This is a genomic window from Xanthomonas sp. NCPPB 1067, from assembly GCF_020783795.1.
In the GTDB taxonomy this organism is placed as follows: domain Bacteria; phylum Pseudomonadota; class Gammaproteobacteria; order Xanthomonadales; family Xanthomonadaceae; genus Xanthomonas; species Xanthomonas melonis.
On the sequence record NZ_JAJGQG010000010.1, the window covers coordinates 95160 to 111817 of the forward strand.

General features: G+C 65.2%; 8 protein-coding genes. 5 read left to right on the forward strand and 3 right to left on the reverse strand.

What is annotated here, in order from left to right:
* Nucleotides 1-10: 10 nt before the first annotated feature.
* The gene (locus LL962_RS10180) at nt 11-1627 is read left to right on the forward strand and encodes an alpha-glucosidase (RefSeq protein ID WP_228316808.1); all 1617 of its coding nucleotides are present in this window, start codon (nt 11-13) and stop codon (nt 1625-1627) included.
* Nucleotides 1628-2379: 752 nt separating this feature from the next.
* Here the strand turns inward: LL962_RS10180 and LL962_RS10185 are convergent.
* Complete coding sequence (locus tag LL962_RS10185; protein ID WP_228316809.1) at nt 2380-5154, reverse strand: TonB-dependent receptor; 2775 nt, start codon at nt 5152-5154, stop codon at nt 2380-2382.
* A gap of 308 nt (nt 5155-5462) precedes the next feature.
* The gene (locus tag LL962_RS10190; protein WP_228316834.1) at nt 5463-7544 is read right to left on the reverse strand and encodes a glycoside hydrolase family 97 protein; all 2082 of its coding nucleotides are present in this window, start codon (nt 7542-7544) and stop codon (nt 5463-5465) included.
* A gap of 241 nt (nt 7545-7785) precedes the next feature.
* Between LL962_RS10190 and LL962_RS10195 the strand changes: the two genes are divergently transcribed.
* The 3 genes from LL962_RS10195 to LL962_RS10205 are packed head-to-tail and all read left to right on the forward strand — an operon-like array spanning nt 7786 to nt 13120.
* Nucleotides 7786-9972: a Six-hairpin glycosidase-like protein gene (locus LL962_RS10195; protein WP_228316810.1), complete on the forward strand. Its 2187-nt coding sequence runs from the start codon at nt 7786-7788 to the stop codon at nt 9970-9972.
* On the forward strand, nt 9969-11447 hold the full coding sequence (locus tag LL962_RS10200; protein ID WP_228316811.1) for an MFS transporter: 1479 nt from the start codon (nt 9969-9971) through the stop codon (nt 11445-11447). Before LL962_RS10195 ends, LL962_RS10200 begins: the two co-directional genes overlap by 4 nt.
* A gap of 47 nt (nt 11448-11494) precedes the next feature.
* Nucleotides 11495-13120 carry an alpha-amylase family glycosyl hydrolase gene (locus LL962_RS10205; RefSeq protein ID WP_167395341.1) on the forward strand — a complete coding sequence of 542 codons (1626 nt, stop codon included), beginning with the start codon at nt 11495-11497 and terminating at the stop codon, nt 13118-13120.
* Between the two features lie 147 nt (nt 13121-13267).
* On the opposite strand, the gene LL962_RS10210 is transcribed toward LL962_RS10205, so the two are convergent.
* On the reverse strand, nt 13268-14389 hold the full coding sequence (locus LL962_RS10210) for a LacI family DNA-binding transcriptional regulator (protein WP_228316812.1): 1122 nt from the start codon (nt 14387-14389) through the stop codon (nt 13268-13270).
* 323 nt (nt 14390-14712) lie between these two features.
* Between LL962_RS10210 and thrS the strand changes: the two genes are divergently transcribed.
* Nucleotides 14713-16617, forward strand: coding sequence for a threonine--tRNA ligase (gene thrS, locus LL962_RS10215; protein ID WP_005930235.1), 1905 nt, complete (start codon nt 14713-14715; stop codon nt 16615-16617).
* Nucleotides 16618-16658: the final 41 nt, after the last annotated feature.

Below are 16658 nucleotides of genomic sequence, written 5' to 3' on the forward strand. Positions count from 1 at the left end.
AGGGGCGTGCATGTTGCAGACACCATGGTGGCGCGGGGCCGTCATCTATCAGATCTATCCGCGCAGTTTCCTTGATTCCAATGGCGATGGGGTGGGCGATCTGCCGGGCATCATCGCCAAGCTCGACTACATTGCCGGGCTGGGTGTGGATGCGATCTGGATCTCGCCGTTCTTCAAGTCGCCGATGGCCGACTTCGGCTACGACATTGCCGATTATCGCGAGGTGGATCCGTTGTTCGGGTCGCTGGCCGATTTCGATCGTCTGCTCGACAAGGCACATGCGCTGGGACTGAAGGTGATGATCGACCAGGTGTTGAGCCACACCTCGATCGAACACGCGTGGTTCCAGGAAAGCCGGCAGGACAAGACCAATGCGAAGGCGGATTGGTACGTGTGGGCCGATCCGCGCGAGGACGGCACGCCGCCCAACAACTGGCTGTCGTTGTTCGGCGGCGTGGCGTGGCAGTGGGAGCCACGCCGCGAGCAGTACTATCTGCACAACTTCCTGGTGGATCAGCCAGACCTCAATTTTCATAACGCCGAGGTGCAGCAGGCGACCTTGGACAATGTGCGGTTCTGGTTGGATCGCGGGGTGGATGGCTTCCGCCTGGATGCGATCAACTTCTGTTTCCACGATGCCCAGCTGCGCGATAATCCCGCCAAGCCGGCCGACAAGCGGGTGGGGCGTGGTTTCAGCGCGGACAACCCCTACGCCTATCAGTACCACTATTTCAACAATACGCAGCCAGAGAACTTGCTGTTCCTGGAGCGCCTGCGCGGGTTGCTCGATCGCTACCCGAATGCCGTGAGCCTGGGCGAGATCTCCTCGGAAGATTCGCTGGCCACCACGGCCGAATACACGGCCGCAGGCCGCCTGCACATGGGCTACAGCTTCGAGTTGTTGGTGCAGGACTACAGTGCGGCCTATATCCGCGAAACGGTGAGCCGGCTGGAAGCCACCATGCTGGAAGGGTGGCCGTGCTGGGCGATTTCCAATCACGATGTGGTGCGTGCGGTGACGCGGTGGGGCGGCGAGCATGCATCGCCGAGGTTTGCGCGGATGGTGGTGGCCCTGCTGTGCTCGCTGCGCGGTTCGGTCTGTCTGTACCAGGGCGAGGAGCTTGGGCTGGGCGAGGCGGACGTGGCCTTCGAGGATCTGCAGGATCCCTATGGCATCACATTCTGGCCGACCTTCAAGGGACGCGATGGGTGCCGTACGCCGATGCCATGGACCGATGCGCCATCTGCGGGATTCACCAGTGGCCAGCCGTGGCTGCCGTTGGCGGAGCCGCATCGGCTTGCGGCGGTGAGTGTGCAGCAAGGTGATGCGCAGTCCGTGCTGAGTGCTGTGCGGACGTTCCTGGCCTGGCGCAAAGGCATGCCGGCACTGCGCGAAGGGGCTATCACCTTCTACGACACCGCCGAGCCGGTGCTGATGTTCCGACGCGAGCATGCGGGCCAGACCATGCTGTTGGCCTTCAATCTGTCTGTCGACATGGCCGAGATCGCGCTACCGGCGGGAGCGTGGGTACAGATCGATGTGCCAGGCGTCGCGCACGGGACGATCGCGAGTGGCCTCCTGCGCTTGCCTGGACACGCGGTCGTTTGCGCGATAGACGGGAACTGACAGCACCGAGCCACGTGCGGGGTGGCGTGATCGAGTGATGGTGGCGAGGCATTCCGTTGGGATGCCTCGCTTTCTTGTACGGATTGCCGGGCTGGGGCTCGGTGCGCGCGTCGGAAGCTGTGCCCGGAAGGCGTTTTACTATGCGTCGCATGGTGTTGCCATCGAAGGGGACGGCAATGTCTCTGTTGTGGCCCGATCCAGCTACGGAAGCGGGTGTCTGCTGAGGCCGGCTGCGATAGCCGATACAGTGGCTCGCATGTCGCGGCGTACGCTGGGCACGGAAACGGTGAGCAGTGAGGATGTGTCGCCCTGCGCCTGCATCCATGTGAGCTAGAACGGCGAACAGGACATTGCAAGCAGTTGCCAGCTGGGTGTGGACGGTACGCCCAGAGGCGGAGGATACGAGTGGCAGGAGCCAGGTGCGAGCCGGTCGCGTCCGCCTGACGGCTTCGCAGTCCTTCGTCGGCCTTTCTTGTGGTGATTGTGTTACCCCGAGTAGCGGTGGCGCGCAAAAAGAAAGGCCGCCGGTTTTCGATCGGCGGCTTTTCAACGGGCGACATCTTGAGATTCTGGATCACGTCGCTTGTGTAGCATTGCGCGGACTGGATCGCAGGCCCTGCGGAAAGATCTACCGCGCGTTGAAGGCACGGAATCTCGGGCGCGGACGTGTTCTCCTGGAGGCCGTACCCTCACCCCAATCCCGCTCCCGGAGGGAGAGGGGCTAGAAGCCTGCTATCTGTTCCTGCAATGGCTCAGAACGTGTAATTCACACCCAATACGAACGTGCGGCCCCACTCGATGTATTCCAGCGGTCGGTCCTTGGTTTCTGCGTAGGTACGGTACGGCGAGTTGCTGAGGTTGCTGGCCTGCAGCAGCAGGGTCAGGCCGGACAGTCTGCTTCCTTCGCTGAAGTTGTAGCTGATCTGCGCGTCGGTGATGTTTTCGCCAACCACGTAGCGCAAGGTGCGGTTGCCGTTGAAATTGCCGATCTCGCCAATGAAGTCCGAGCGACGGCGTTGGCTGACGCGGGCCTCGAAGCCCTTGTGCTCGTAGTAGGCGGTGAGGTTGTAGACGCGCTCGGACAGGCCGGGCAGGCTGATTTCGCCGTCGCCTACGCTGGAGGCGCTTTCCGGGTCGCGGATCTTGACGTCGCTGTCGTTGAAGGTGGCGCTGGCCTGGATGCCGAAGCCTTCCAAAGGAGCGAAGATCAGATCCAGCGGTAGCGAGGCGGTGAGTTCGAGGCCACGCAAGGTGCCGCCCTTGCCATTGAACGGTGCGCTGAAGGTGCCGGTGGTCAGGACGGGGGCGGAGCCCGGCGGCGGCACGTAGCCGGCGACCAATGCGGAGAAATCGTAGTTGTCGCGGCTCTGGGTGTAGATGTAGCTCTTGAGATCCTTGTAGAAGAATGCCGCGGCCACGTAGGCGCGGTCGGCGAAGTACTTTTCGTAGGAGATGTCCAGGGCGTTGGCACGCCACGGGTCGAGCATCGGGTTGCCGCCGCTGGCGCCGGGGCGGCCAGTGGAGGTGTCGACACCGAATTCCAGCGATGCGCGCAATTGATCCACGCGGGGGCGCGCGACCTGCTTGGCCATTGCGAAACGCAGGGTCTGCTCGTATGGGAACTGGAACGCCAGGTTCAGGCTGGGCAGCCAGTCGCGATAGGTCTTGCCGTCGTCGATGGGTCGCACTTCGCTACCGGCCGGTTGCGAGGCATCCCAGTAATTGGCTCGCGAGGATTGATCGGCGCGTTGCAGCTGCACGCCGACGTTACCGCGCACGCCGACCACGCCCCACTCGGTGTCGATGTTGGCACGCAGCCAGGCGGTGGTGATTTTCTCTTCGACCGTCCAGGCCTTGGAGACCAGGAACGAGGCGTCGTCGCTGGGGTTGAACAGCATGTAGCGCGACACGGCGGCCGGCACATTCCAGGCGGGCAGCGAGCCGAGACCGGCGAAGCCGAGATTGACCGGCGCGTATTGCAGATCCGCTGCCACCGTGGCTTCGCCCTGCGCGCCCAGCGTGATGTTGCCTTCCGGCTGGGTTTTCTGCTTTTCGCGATTGGCGTAGTTGACGCCCACATCCAGATCCGAGAACCAGCTCAGCGCTTCAGGCATGGGGAAGCTGGCTTGCAGGCGTGCGCCTTTGAGCACGTCTTCCACGCTCGGCACCTTGCCATAGCCGGAGCCGTAGATGGTGTTGGTGAGGAACAGCTCGCCAGGGTTCGAGTAGTTCATGCCCGGTGTCAGCTGCGAGAAGCCGTTGCCGACGACCGACACACCCACCGTGTCCAGTTGCGGCATGGGAGCACGCTGCAGATTGTTTTCCAGGTTCAGTTCGTCGCGGGTGGCCTTGGAGTAATTCACGTCGGCGACGATCTTGACGGCGCCGGCGACGATCTCGTTGTTCCAGCCGAAGGCGTCGATCTGGTCTTCGCGTTTGTTGTACATGCCTCGGACCAGCGGGTAGACGCCGCTGGCCGTGCCGCCCACGAAGCTGCCGTTGTCGTTGACCCGCACATTGGTGATGTTCAAGCCGGGCGTGTAGCCGCCGTTGTAATTGCTCAGGTTGAGCTCGAACTGGTTGGCGGTGTCGATCTGCTCGGCTTCGGTGTGGAAGGCATCGAGCGTGCTGGTCCAGGCATTGGACGGGCGGTATTGCAGCGTGGCCATGACGCCGTCGCGCTTCTGATTGCCGGTGCGGCGCAGTGCCTTGATGCCGTCGGAGAAATACACGCCGTCGGCGACGCCTGGCCGTTGGCGTTGCGCATTGACCGGTTGCCAGGGTTCGTACAGGCCGACCTGGTTTTCCTGGATCGGCATGTCGGTGTGCGCGTAGCCGATGGTCAGGCCGATAGTGCGGTCGGCGAACTGATCGATGTAGCTGACATTGAAGCGGTTGCCGTATGGATCGACGTTGGCGGCCTTGCCCAGCGAATTGCGCTGGTAGCGGCCGCCGATGGCGATGACGCGTTCGTTGTAGCTGAGCGGGCGCGCGGTCTGCATGTCCACCGTACCCGACAGGCCCTGGCCGACCAGGCCGGCATCGGGCGTCTTGTAGACAGTGACGCCACTGACTAGTTCGGATGGATACTGGTCGAATTCCACGCTGCGATTGTCACCGGTGCTGACCACTTCGCGCCCGTTGAGCAGGGTGGTGGAGAAGTCCGGCGACAGGCCGCGCACGCTGATCACCTGCGCGCGGCCAGCAACGCGCTGCGCGGCCAGGCCGGGCAGGCGCGCCAGCGATTCGGCGATGCTGACGTCGGGCAGGCGGCCGATGTCTTCGGCGGAGATGGCTTCCACGATCGAGGTGGAATCGCGCTTGACCGAAATGGCGCCTTCGATCGCGCGGCGCAGGCCGGTGACCTGGACCTTGTCCAGCTCGGTGACATCGCCGTTGGCCGGCGCGGATGCGGTCTGTGCGGTGGTGGTCGGTTGTGCAGACGCTGCCGATTGCGCAGCAGCCAATGTGGGTGCCATGGCGACGGCCAGGGCGATACTCAGCGCGGAGCGCTTGTGCTTCAACATTTTCCCCTCCCAGGTACATGTTGTTCTTTGAGTTTTGATCCGGCAGATGCCTGAAGATGCTGCGCCGTGCAGGGCATGGCGACTGCAACGTATGGTAGACAGCGCATCTGGTTGCTGACGGTTGCTGCATACGTATTCAACCGCCCCGATGGCGTTGAAATCGATTCCATGCATGCCTTTCCGTCGAGGTGTGCCGCCTGCCGCGGGGCGCCGCGCTGGTGAGGCGCATCATCCGCAGCGGTGCGGTTCAACTGCGATGTGCAATCGTTCGCGGCGGCCATGCGTGCGGGCCGCCACCGCGACGGTGCTCAGCGGGCGCGAGCGATCGGCACGAAGCGGATCGCCTGCCCGCCGCCCGGTGCCAGCCGCAACTCCAGGGTGTCGCTGCTGCCGACCTGACGCTCTTCGCGCACGAAGGCGAACGGGTTGCTCACATAGTCGGCGCCATCGCCATCACGATAGATCTGCGCGGTATAGCGCACGCCCGGTTCGAGGAATCCCAGCGGCACCTGCAGCAGGCGGCCATGTTCGTCGGTGATGCTGCCCAGGAACCATTCGCGGCTGTGCCGGTCCTTGCGCGCGATGGTGACGTAGTCACCCACCTCTCCATTCAACGCACGGGTCTGGTCCCAATCCACCGCCACGTCTTCGATGAAGCGGAAGGCGTCGCGGTGCTGCAGATAATGCTCGGGCAGGTCGGCGGCCATCTGGATCGGGCTGTAGAGCGTCACGTACAGAGCGAGCTGGCGGGCGAGGGTGCTGGGAATCGGCTGGCCGTTGCGGCCCTTCAGGCTGACGATACCCGGCGTGTAATCCATCGGCCCGGCCAGCATCCGGGTAAACACCAGGTTGACCTCGTGCTCGGGCGGATTGGGCGGCTGGCCCCAGGCGTTGTATTCCATGCCGCGCGCGCCTTCGCGCGAAATCCAGTTGGGATAGGTGCGGCGCAGGCCGGTGTCCTTGATCGGCTCGTGCGCATTGACCGCGATCTGCCGCTCGGCGGCTTCGCGCACCACGCGCAGGTGATGGCGGGCCATCCACTGGCCGTCGTGCCACTCGCGCAGCGGCGCGCCGCCAGCCGGATTGCGTCGCTCCACCTGGCCGTCGTCGCAGACATAGCCGGTCTTGACCGAATCCACGCCGAAACGTGCGTACAGGTCCATCGCCTCGGCGATCTGGTCTTCGTAGTGGTCCACCGCGCACCCCGTTTCATGATGGCCGATCAGATGCACGCCCTTGCCGGCGGCGTACTTGCTCAACGCCGGCAGATCAAAATCCGGCGTGGGCCTGGTGAAGTCGAAGCTGCCGCCGTTGCCGAACCATTCGCCGTCCCAGCCTGGATTCCAGCCTTCGACCAGTACACCGCGGAAGCCGTGTGCAGCGGCGAAATCGATGTAGCGTCGTGTCGTGGCCGTGGTTGCCGCATGCTTGGGGCCGGTGGCCCAGGTCTGCTGGTTGAGGTGCATCGACCACCACACGCCGACATATTTGGACGGCTTGACCCAGTCCACATTGCCCAGCGCGTTGGGCTCGTTGAGGTTGAGGATCAGGTTGGATTCCACCAGGCCGGTGGCCTGGTCGGCGATCTGCAGCGTGCGCCACGGCGTATCGAAGGGCAGGGCACGGCGGACCTTCCAGCCTTCGGCGGCCGGGGACAATTGCGCGCGCAGGCGCTGGTCGTCGTTGCGGCGCAGCCACATGCCGGCGTAGTCCACCAGTGCCGCCTCGTGCAGCGCGATATGCAAGCCGCTGTCGGTACGTAGCGTGAGCGGCGTATGCGCCAGGGTGAGCTGATTCAGTGGCGTGCGGCTGTAGAGATACTCGTAATGGATCGGTTCGCCCGCCGGAATCCACCATGCCTGCGCCTGCTGGGCGATGGCGAACTCGGTGAGTTCGTCGTCGATGATCGCCTCGCGCAGGCCGGCTTGTTCGGGGAAGTGATAGCGCAGGCCCAGGCCGTCGTCGTAGACGCGGAAGACCACCTCGAAGCTGCGCCGCGCGCCGTCGCGCTCGCCCAGACGCACGCGCAATTCGTTGTAGTGATTGCGGATCAGACGTGCTTCGCCCCAGGGTTGCTCCCAGGTGTCGTCGTGACTCTGGCGTGCCTGCGCGAGCACCGTCAATCCGCGGTCCAGGCGTCCGTCGTGCAGGTTGAACCCCAGTCGTGAGCGTTGCAGTACCGGCTGGCCCAGGCGTTGCACGCGGTAGTACGGCGTACCGCCGTCCAGTTCCAGGGTCACCTGCAGGATCTTGCCCGGTGAGGCGACGTCGATGGTGGTGACCTCGGCCTGTGCCAGCGGCGACATGCCTGCAGCGCAGGCCAGCACGAGCAGACGCGCGATCCAGTGTGCGCGCAGCGTCGAGCGTGCTCGACATGGAAACAGCGGCATTTCCACTCCCAAGGTGGCCGGTGCGTAAGCGGAGACTATGCAGCGCTGCGCCAGCGCGGGGCCGTGATGCACGATCACGAATGCCATGAATACGTATGCAGGGATGCGGAACGGCAAGTCGCACGTCTACCATGGCGGACGGCACCTGGGAGGGTCCGCGGCCGTGGCGCATCCGTGCCACGCACCACAACGCGTGCAACGAGGGAGGAAGGCCGACGGTGCAAGCCGTTTCGCCGCTTCGATGCTGAAGATGATCTGCATGGCTGCGACGCTGAGCGTTGCGGCAAGCTCGCCGGTATTGGCCGACGAGCTGGAATTTCAGGGGCGCCGCGCGCAGGCACAGGCGCTGGACGATGGTGGTTTCGTGCTGCGGTGGCCACAAGGCGAGCGCCGCATTGCCGCACAGCCGATGCGCACGCATACCGCCAGCCCGATGTTCGATGCCTTGTTCGCGCTGGCACAGCAGGAGATGGCCGACGACCGCGTCGAGGCGATCCGCGATCCGGCCTTCAACGCCGGCAAGCCGGTGCCGTGCAGATGTTTCGAAACCGGCGAGCGCTGGCCATACGTGTGGACGCGCGATGTCAGTTTCGCCGCCGATCTGGCGCTGGGGCGGCTGGAGCCGGAACGCACGCGTAACTCCTTGCGCTTCAAGCTCTCCACCGCGCGCGACGGCCGTACGCCCGGCCTGTTCGTGGCGCAGGACACCGGCTCCGGTGGCAGCTGGCCGATCAGCAGCGACCGGGTGGTGTGGTTCCTGGCCGCGCGTGGCCTACTGGACGATCAGCCCTTCGCCGACGAGGTATGGCAGGCGCTGCAGGCCACCCTCGCGCAGGATCGCGAGGCTGTGTTCGATGCGCGCATCGGCCTCTACCGTGGTGAAACCTCGTTTCTGGACTGGCGCGAGCAGACCTACCCGGACTGGACGCGTCAGGACGTGCGCTTCATCGCCGAGTCCTTCGCGCTGTCGACCAATGTGCTGCATTACCAGGCGCTGCGCCTGGCCGAACAGATGGCACGCCAGCGCGGCGACGCACGCGCCGCGCAATACGCGCAGTGGGCCGATGCGCTGCGTCTGGCCATCGATGCGCGGTTCTGGGATGCGCAACGCCAGCAGTATGTGAGTTACCTGGGCAGTGCCGCGCATCCGGTGCGTTATGCCAAGGTCGATCTGCTGGGTCTGTCGCTGGGCGTGCTGGCCGAGGTGTTTCCGGCCGAACGTGCCCGCGTGGCTCTGCGCAACTACCCGGTGGTGGCCGGTGGCAGCCCGGTGGTATGGCCGCAGGAGGCCGCGCAGCCCATCTACCACAACCGCGCCATCTGGCCATTCGTCAGCGCCTACGCGCTGCGCGCATCGCGTGCGCTGGAGGATGCGCCGCGCATCGCGCTGGAACTGCAGTCGTTGATGCGTGGGGCCGCATTGGCTGGCTCCAACATGGAGAACTACGAGATGCACAGCCTGGCCGTGTACGTGGAAGAAGGCGCGCGCAGCGGCCCGGTGGTGAATTCGCCGCGCCAGCTGTGGTCGGTGGCGGGCTATCTGTCTGCCGTGCTGGAAGGCGTGTTCGGCCTGTCTGCCGATGGCAGTGTCACCCCGAAGTTGCCGCGCAGCCTGGTGCCGCTGCTGTTCGGCGAGCGCGAGCAGATCGTGCTGGAGCAGGGCGCGCGGCGGTATGTGCTGCAGCGTCCGTCCGACGATCAGGGCGAGTTGCTGATGGCCGGGCGTGTCGAGCAGCAGGACCAGACCACGCAGGTGCAGCTGGTTGGTCGCAAGGCCGACCTGACGGCGCCACCGCAGCCGGCGCAGGTATTCGCGCCGGCAACACCGATGTCGCCCGAGGTGCAGGAGCACGCCAATCTGTATCGAGTTGCGATTCCCGCCGGCACCACGCTTTACATGGATGGGCAAGCCCTCAATGCCAAAGGCCACTACGCGTTGCCTGACGACGGTCTGCAGCATGTCCTCAGCCTCACCCGGCGCGTGGATGGCTTGGAGTCGCTGCATAGCGCCTCGCTGACGCTTGGCCCATCGCAGAGCCTGCGCGGCAGTCAGACCTGGCGATGGCAGGCCGCGCATATGGGACGGCATCGCGTGCTGTTGCGTTATCGCAACGATAATGGCCCGATCAATACCGGCGTCACCGCTGCGGTGAAGCGGCTGGTGCTGGAGTGCCCCGGCAAGCCGCCGCAGTCGCAGTTCATCGTGATGCCGCATAGCGTGAGCGAGCAGCTGTCCACCCAGGTGAGCTTCGATGCAGTGGCGGGGCAGGCCTGCACGTTTCGCCTGGAGGATGGCTTCAACATGAGCGCCCTGGGCCATTTCGCGCAATACAACGGCGGCCGTGGTGGTCGCGATGGCGTGGTCAATGCAGCGCAGGTGAGTGCGTTGCTGATCGGGCCGGCAGCCGACGCGGAGGCCGCGCCATGACCGCCAAGCCACGCTTGAATTTCTGGCAGATCTGGAACATGTGCTTCGGCTTTCTCGGCATCCAGTTCGGGTTCGCACTGCAGAATGCGAATGCCAGCCGCATCTTCCAGACCCTGGGCGCGCAGGTCGACGACGTGCCGGGTCTGTGGATCGCCGCACCGCTGACCGGGCTGATCGTGCAGCCCATCATCGGCTATCTGTCCGACCGCACCTGGACCTCCTGGGGCCGTCGGCGTCCCTATTTCATGGTCGGAGCGGTCTTCACCACACTTGCCCTGCTAGTGATGCCCAACGCACCGCTGCTGTGGATCGCCGCCGGCACGCTGTGGGTGCTGGATGCCTCGATCAACATCTCGATGGAACCGTTCCGCGCCCTGGTCGGCGACCAGCTGCCACCGGCGCAGCGGCCCACCGGCTATGCGATGCAGAGTTTCTTCATCGGCATCGGCGCGATCGTGGCCAGCTTGCTGCCCTGGTTGATGGCCCAATGGGGCGTGGCCAACACCGCGCCAGCGGGGCAGCTGCCTGACAGCGTGCGCTATGCGTTCTACCTGGGCGCGGCGGTGCTGTTCCTGTCGATCGGGTGGACGGTGCTGCGCACCCGCGAATACAGCCCGCGCCAGCTGGCCGCCTTCGACGATGCGCATCCGCCTGCCGTCACCGTGACGATGACCGGTGTGCTGCCGTCGCCCATGGTCAGTGCGGTGTGGTGCGGCGCTGGCATCCTGATGGCGATGGCCATCGCCTGGCACCAGGGCGACCGCATGCTGTATGTGCTCGCCGGCCTGTGCATCGCCTACGGCGCACTGCTGGCGCTGGCGCGGGTGCTGCCGGCGGGCAGCATGCTGGTGGCGATCGTGCAGGATGTGCGCAGCATGCCGAGCACGATGCGCCGGCTGGCCTGGGTGCAGTTCTTTTCCTGGTTCGCCCTGTTCGCGATGTGGATCTACACCACCGCTGCGGTGACCCAGGTGCATTTCGGCACCACCGATACCGCATCGGCCGCGTACAACGATGGCGCCAACTGGGTGGGGGTGTTGTTCGGTGCCTACAACGGTTTCGCGGCGCTGGCGGCGCTGGTCATCCCGTTACTGGTACGCGCGATCGGGCTGCGCTGGAGCCATCTGTGCAATCTGTGGCTGGGCGCGGCCGGCCTGTTGTCGATGGTGGTGATCCGCGACTCGCACTGGTTGCTGTTGTCGATGCTGGGCGTGGGCTTCGCCTGGGCCTCGATCCTGTCGCTGCCCTACGCCTTGCTGTCGGACAGCGTGCCCGCCGCCAAGATGGGCGTGTACATGGGTATCTTCAATTTCTTCATCGTGATTCCGCAGTTGGTTGCCGCCAGCGCACTGGGCTTCGTGCTCCGCGCGTGGCTGGGCGGGCAGCCGATTCATGCGTTGGCCATCGGCGGGCTCAGTCTGCTGATTGCAGGCGTGTGCGTGGTGCGGGTTCCAGTCGCCTCTGGAGGGCAGTGATGCGTAGTGCGATGTACGTAGCGTTGACGATGTACGCAGGCGCGGCGATGGCGGCGCCCGCGGCGAAGGAGTACTACGGCACGCTGGAGCCGTTTGCCGCCGATGCGGTGTATTTCGTGGTGACCGACCGTTTCGTCAATGGCGATACCGGCAACGACCAGCGCGAGCAGGGCGGGGCGCACCGCAGCTTCGATGTGCCCACGCCCTGCGCCGATGGCAGCGACGACAACATCGGCTATCTCGGGGGTGACTTCAAGGGCATCGTCGAGCACGCCGATTACATCCGCGGCCTGGGATTCGGCGCGGTGTGGATCACGCCCATCGTCGACAATCCTGATCAAGCGTTTACCGGTGGCAAGCCGATCACCTGCGACAGCACGCTCAGCGATCATGGCAAGACCGGCTACCACGGCTACTGGGGCGTCAACTTCTACACGCTCGACGAGCATCTGCCCAGCCCGGGCCTGGATTTCGCCGGCTTCACCCGCGCCATGCACGCCCGCAAGCTGAAGGTCGTGTTGGACATCGTGGGCAACCATGGGTCGCCGGCCTACACCATGCCGCAGCCGCAGCCGGGGTTCGGCAAGCTCTACGATGCGCAGGGGCGCTTGGTCGCCGACCACCAGAATCTTCCGCCCGCGCAGCTGGACCCGCGGCACAACCCGCTGCATGCGTTCTACAACACCAGCGGCGGGCTGGCGGAACTGTCCGACCTCGACGAGAACAATCCGGCCGTACTCGACTATCTGGCCGGTGCGTATCTGCAGTGGATGGAGCAGGGCGCCGATGCGTTCCGCATCGATACCATCGGCTGGATGCCGGATCGTTTCTGGCATGCCTTCGTGGCGCGCATCCGCGAAAAGCGCCCGGGCTTTTTCATGTTCGGCGAAGCCTTCGATTACGACGCCGACAAGATCGCCGGGCATACCTGGGCCCGCAACGCTGGCGTCAGCGTGCTGGATTTTCCGTTGAAGCAGCAGCTGTCTGCAGTCTTCGGCCGAGAGCAGGCGGGCTTCGAGAAGCTCGCCAAGCCGCTGTTCCTGCGCCAGGGACCGTATGCGAATCCCTACGAGCTGATGAGCTTCTACGACAACCACGACATGGCGCGGCTGGATGCCAGCGATAGCGGCTTCATCGATGCGCACAACTGGCTGTTCACTGCGCGCGGCATCCCGGTGATCTACTATGGTTCGGAAACCGGCTTCATGCGCGGGCGCGCCGAGCATGCCGGCAACCGCAATTACTTCGGTGTAGAGCGCATCCGCACGGCGCCGCAGAGCCCGATCTTCGGGCCGTTGCAGCAGATCGCCCGACTGCGTCGCGACACGCCGGCCCTGCAGCGCGGCGTACAGGTCGATATCGCGTTGCGCGGAGAGCAGGCTGCGTTTTTGCGCGTGTATCAGCATGCCGGCACGACCCAGACGGCTTTGGTGTTGCTCAACAAGGGCGATGCGGCAGCCAGCATCGAGGTCAAGCGTCTGCTGCAATCCGGTACCTGGCGCGATGCGGTCAGCGGCGAGCGACTGCAGGTGCAGAGGCGGCTGGTCGCGCAGGTGCCGGCGCATGGCGTACGCGTGCTGCTATCGGATGCACCGATCACCGATCCCGCATTGCGCAAGCAGCTCGACGCACAGATGGCCGACCAAGCCGCCCGCGACGCCCGTAATCTGTAGGGGCGTCCACCCGCACGCGATGGGGCATCACCGGTATCGGCAACGCCTCGCCGCGGCCGGGTCCGCTCCTGCAACGCAATCAGCAGTTCGCCACCGATCGCAGCACACCGTGCATGCTGTCCCGAATCCCGAATCCCGAATCCCGAATCAGCGCCTGGCAGCGCCATCCGCCGCCAGGCCGGCGACCGCCTCACTGGTCTCCGAGCTGGGCGGCCTCCATCCCAGCGGCGGCTGCAAGCCGTTGCTGCGCGAGGAATCGCGCACCGCCAGCTTCACCGGAATCGTGCGGCTCTGCGCCGCTTCGCCGCGGATCAACGCCACCAGGCTTTCCACCAGCAGCGTGCCGGCCTGCTTGGTGTCCTGCTGCACCGTGGACAGGGCCGGCGCCACCGATGCGGCGAGTGCGATGTCGTCGAAGCCGCTGACCGCCACGTCCTGTGGCACGCGCAGGCCGCGTTCGCGCAGGGCGCGCATCGCGCCGATCGCGATCAAGTCGCTGGCGGCGCACACCGCATCGAAGGCCTGGCCGCTGTCGAGCAAGGCCAGGCATGCCGCATAGCCGGACGATTCGGTGGTGATCGCATCGAACTGCAGGCCCGCCTCGGCGGCCAGCGCGTGCTGCGCCAGCGCGGCGGCATAGCCCCGGTAGCGTTCTTCGAACTCGGGGTAGTGATTGGAGGCGTGGCCGAGGAAGGCCACGCGCCGGCAGCCCTGCGCCAGCAGGTGCTCGGTGATGTCCAGCCCGCCCTGGTAGTTGTCGCTGCCGATCGAAATGCCCGGCTGGCCCGGCAGCGCCGCACCCCAGCGCACGAAGTGTGTGCCTTGCTCCACCAGCAGCTGCAGCCGTTGGCGTGACTCTTGGTAGTCGCCGTAGCCCAGCAGGATGATGCCGTCGGCCTTGTTGCTGTCTTCGTAGTCGGCCTGCCAGTCCTTGGACAGCTGCTGGAACGACACCAGCAGGTCGTAGCCCTGCAGCGCGCAGGCGCGGGTGATCGAGCCCAGCATCGAATGGAAGAACGGATTGATCAGCGAATCGTCGGCGGTGGGGTCTTCGAAGAACAGCAGCGCCAGCGTCCCGGCATTGCGTAGCCGTAGCGAGGAAGCGTTCTTGTCGACTTTGTAGTTCAGCTCGCGGGCGATGCGCAGGATGCGCTTGCGGGTTTCCTCGTTGACCATCGGGCTGCCGCGCAGGGCGCGCGATACGGTCGGCTGCGACACGCCGGCCAGGTAGGCGATATCCAGCGAGGTGGCTTTACCCTTGATGGTCATGGTCGGCAGCGGCAGGACGGGTGGCCGGCATCATGCCATGCGCCTGCCAGTACCGTGCCGCCCCACGCAGCGGCCGGCTGATTGGTTTACCATTCACGCCCAAGACCCCTTGCGAGAAGGTGGCCCGCGCCCTAGCGCCGGCCGAGCGTGCGACATGAGCACTACCACCGCCCACCGCTGATCCCGACCGGCGCACCTGCTCCGTGGCGCCCGTGACGCGGTCTTCCGCATGACCTTTCCCGCTTCTCCCGAGCCTGTCCAGCAATGGTCAGGCCTCCCATGGCAGCCGCCGGCTGCAGCCAGACCAGACCTCATTCTTGCCCATGATCAACATCACGCTCCCCGACGGCAGCCGCCGCGAATTCGAATCCCCCGTCTCGGTGATGCAGGTCGCCCAGTCGATCGGCGCCGGCCTGGCCAAGGCCACCATCGCCGGCCAGGTGGACGGCCAGCTGGTCGACGCCAGCGACGTCATCGACCATGACGCCAGCCTGCGCATCATCACCGCCAAGGACGCCGAAGGCGTGGAGATCATCCGTCACTCCTGCGCCCACCTGGTCGGGCACGCGGTCAAGCAGCTGTACCCGGAGGTCAAGATGGTGATCGGCCCGGTCATCGCCGAAGGCTTCTATTACGACATCTACAGCGAACGCCCGTTCACACCCGAGGACATGGCCGCGATCGAGCAGCGCATGCAGGAACTGATCGCGCAGGACTACGACGTGATCAAGAAGGTCACCCCGCGTGCGGAGGTGATCGAGGTGTTCGCCCAGCGCGGCGAGGAGTACAAGCTGCGCCTGATCGAGGACATGTCCGAGGACATCACCGCGATGGGCCTGTACTACCACCAGGAGTACGTGGACATGTGCCGCGGCCCGCACGTGCCCAACACCCGCTTCCTCAAGGCCTTCAAGCTGACCCGCATCTCCGGCGCCTACTGGCGCGGCGATGCCAAGAACGAGCAGCTGCAGCGCATCTACGGCACCGCCTGGGCCGACAAGAAGCAGCTCGATGCCTACATCCTGCGCATGGAAGAAGCCGACAAGCGCGACCATCGCCGCATCGGCAAGGCGCAGGATCTGTTCCACCTGCAGGAAGAGGCGCCCGGCCTGGTGTTCTGGCACCCCAAGGGGTGGTCGCTGTGGCAGGTGGTCGAGCAGTACATGCGCAAGGTCTATCGCGATAGCGGCTACGGCGAAGTGCGCTGCCCGCAGATCCTGGACGTCTCGCTGTGGCAGAAATCCGGCCACTGGGACAACTACCAGGACGCGATGTTCTTCACCGAATCGGAAAAGCGCACCTACGCGGTCAAGCCGATGAACTGCCCCGGCCACGTGCAGGTGTTCAACCAGGGCCTGCACAGCTACCGCGACCTGCCGATCCGCTACGGCGAGTTCGGCGCCTGCCACCGCAACGAGCCCTCCGGCGCGCTGCACGGCATCCTGCGCGTGCGCGGCTTCACCCAGGACGACGGGCACGTGTTCTGCCTGGAATCGCAGATCGAATCCGAAGTCACCGCCTTCCACCAGCAGGCGCTGGCGGTCTATACCGCGTTTGGCTTCGACGACATCCAGATCAAGATCGCGCTGCGCCCGGAAAAGCGCCTGGGCGACGACGCCACCTGGGACAAGGCCGAAGCCGCCCTGCGCAGCGCGCTGGGCGTGTGTGGGGTGGAGTGGCAGGAGCTGCCGGGCGAGGGCGCCTTCTACGGCCCCAAGATCGAATACCACCTCAAGGACGCCATCGGCCGCACCTGGCAGTTGGGCACGATGCAGGTCGATTTCATGATGCCGGGCCGCCTCGGCGCCGAGTACGTGGACGAGAACAGCCAGAAGAAGCATCCGGTCATGCTGCACCGGGCCATCGTGGGCTCGATGGAGCGTTTCATCGGCATCCTGATCGAACACCACGCCGGCGCCTTCCCGTCCTGGCTGGCTCCGGTCCAGGTCGTTGTCGCCAACATCACCGACGCTCAGGCCGAATATGTGGACTCGGTTCGGAAAACCCTTGCAAATCAAGGCTTCCGTGTCAGCGCCGATTTGCGTAACGAGAAGATCGGTTATAAGATCCGCGAGCATACGCTGCAACGCGTGCCGTATCTGCTCGTGGTCGGCGACCGCGAGAAGGAAAATGGCGCTGTGGCCGTGCGGACGCGATCGGGGGAAGACCTTGGAACCATGACGGTTTCGGCCTTCATCGAGCGGCTGCAGGCAGAGCAGGCAGCGTGAGCCAACCCCGGCCGGTCTGGATGATCCGGATGCGCCGGTTC

Bases quoted from the DNA above. Each gene is read 5' to 3' on its own strand.
- LL962_RS10195 (WP_228316810.1), top strand. From the start codon at position 7,786: ATGCTGAAGATGATCTGCATGGCTGCGACGCTGAGCGTTGCGGCAAGC.
- LL962_RS10190 (WP_228316834.1), bottom strand. From the start codon at position 7,544: ATGCCGCTGTTTCCATGTCGAGCACGCTCGACGCTGCGCGCACACTGG.
- LL962_RS10185 (WP_228316809.1), bottom strand. From the start codon at position 5,154: ATGTTGAAGCACAAGCGCTCCGCGCTGAGTATCGCCCTGGCCGTCGCC.
- LL962_RS10200 (WP_228316811.1), top strand. From the start codon at position 9,969: ATGACCGCCAAGCCACGCTTGAATTTCTGGCAGATCTGGAACATGTGC.
- LL962_RS10205 (WP_167395341.1), top strand. From the start codon at position 11,495: ATGGCGGCGCCCGCGGCGAAGGAGTACTACGGCACGCTGGAGCCGTTT.
- LL962_RS10180 (WP_228316808.1), top strand. From the start codon at position 11: ATGTTGCAGACACCATGGTGGCGCGGGGCCGTCATCTATCAGATCTAT.
- thrS (WP_005930235.1), top strand. From the start codon at position 14,713: ATGATCAACATCACGCTCCCCGACGGCAGCCGCCGCGAATTCGAATCC.
- LL962_RS10210 (WP_228316812.1), bottom strand. From the start codon at position 14,389: ATGACCATCAAGGGTAAAGCCACCTCGCTGGATATCGCCTACCTGGCC.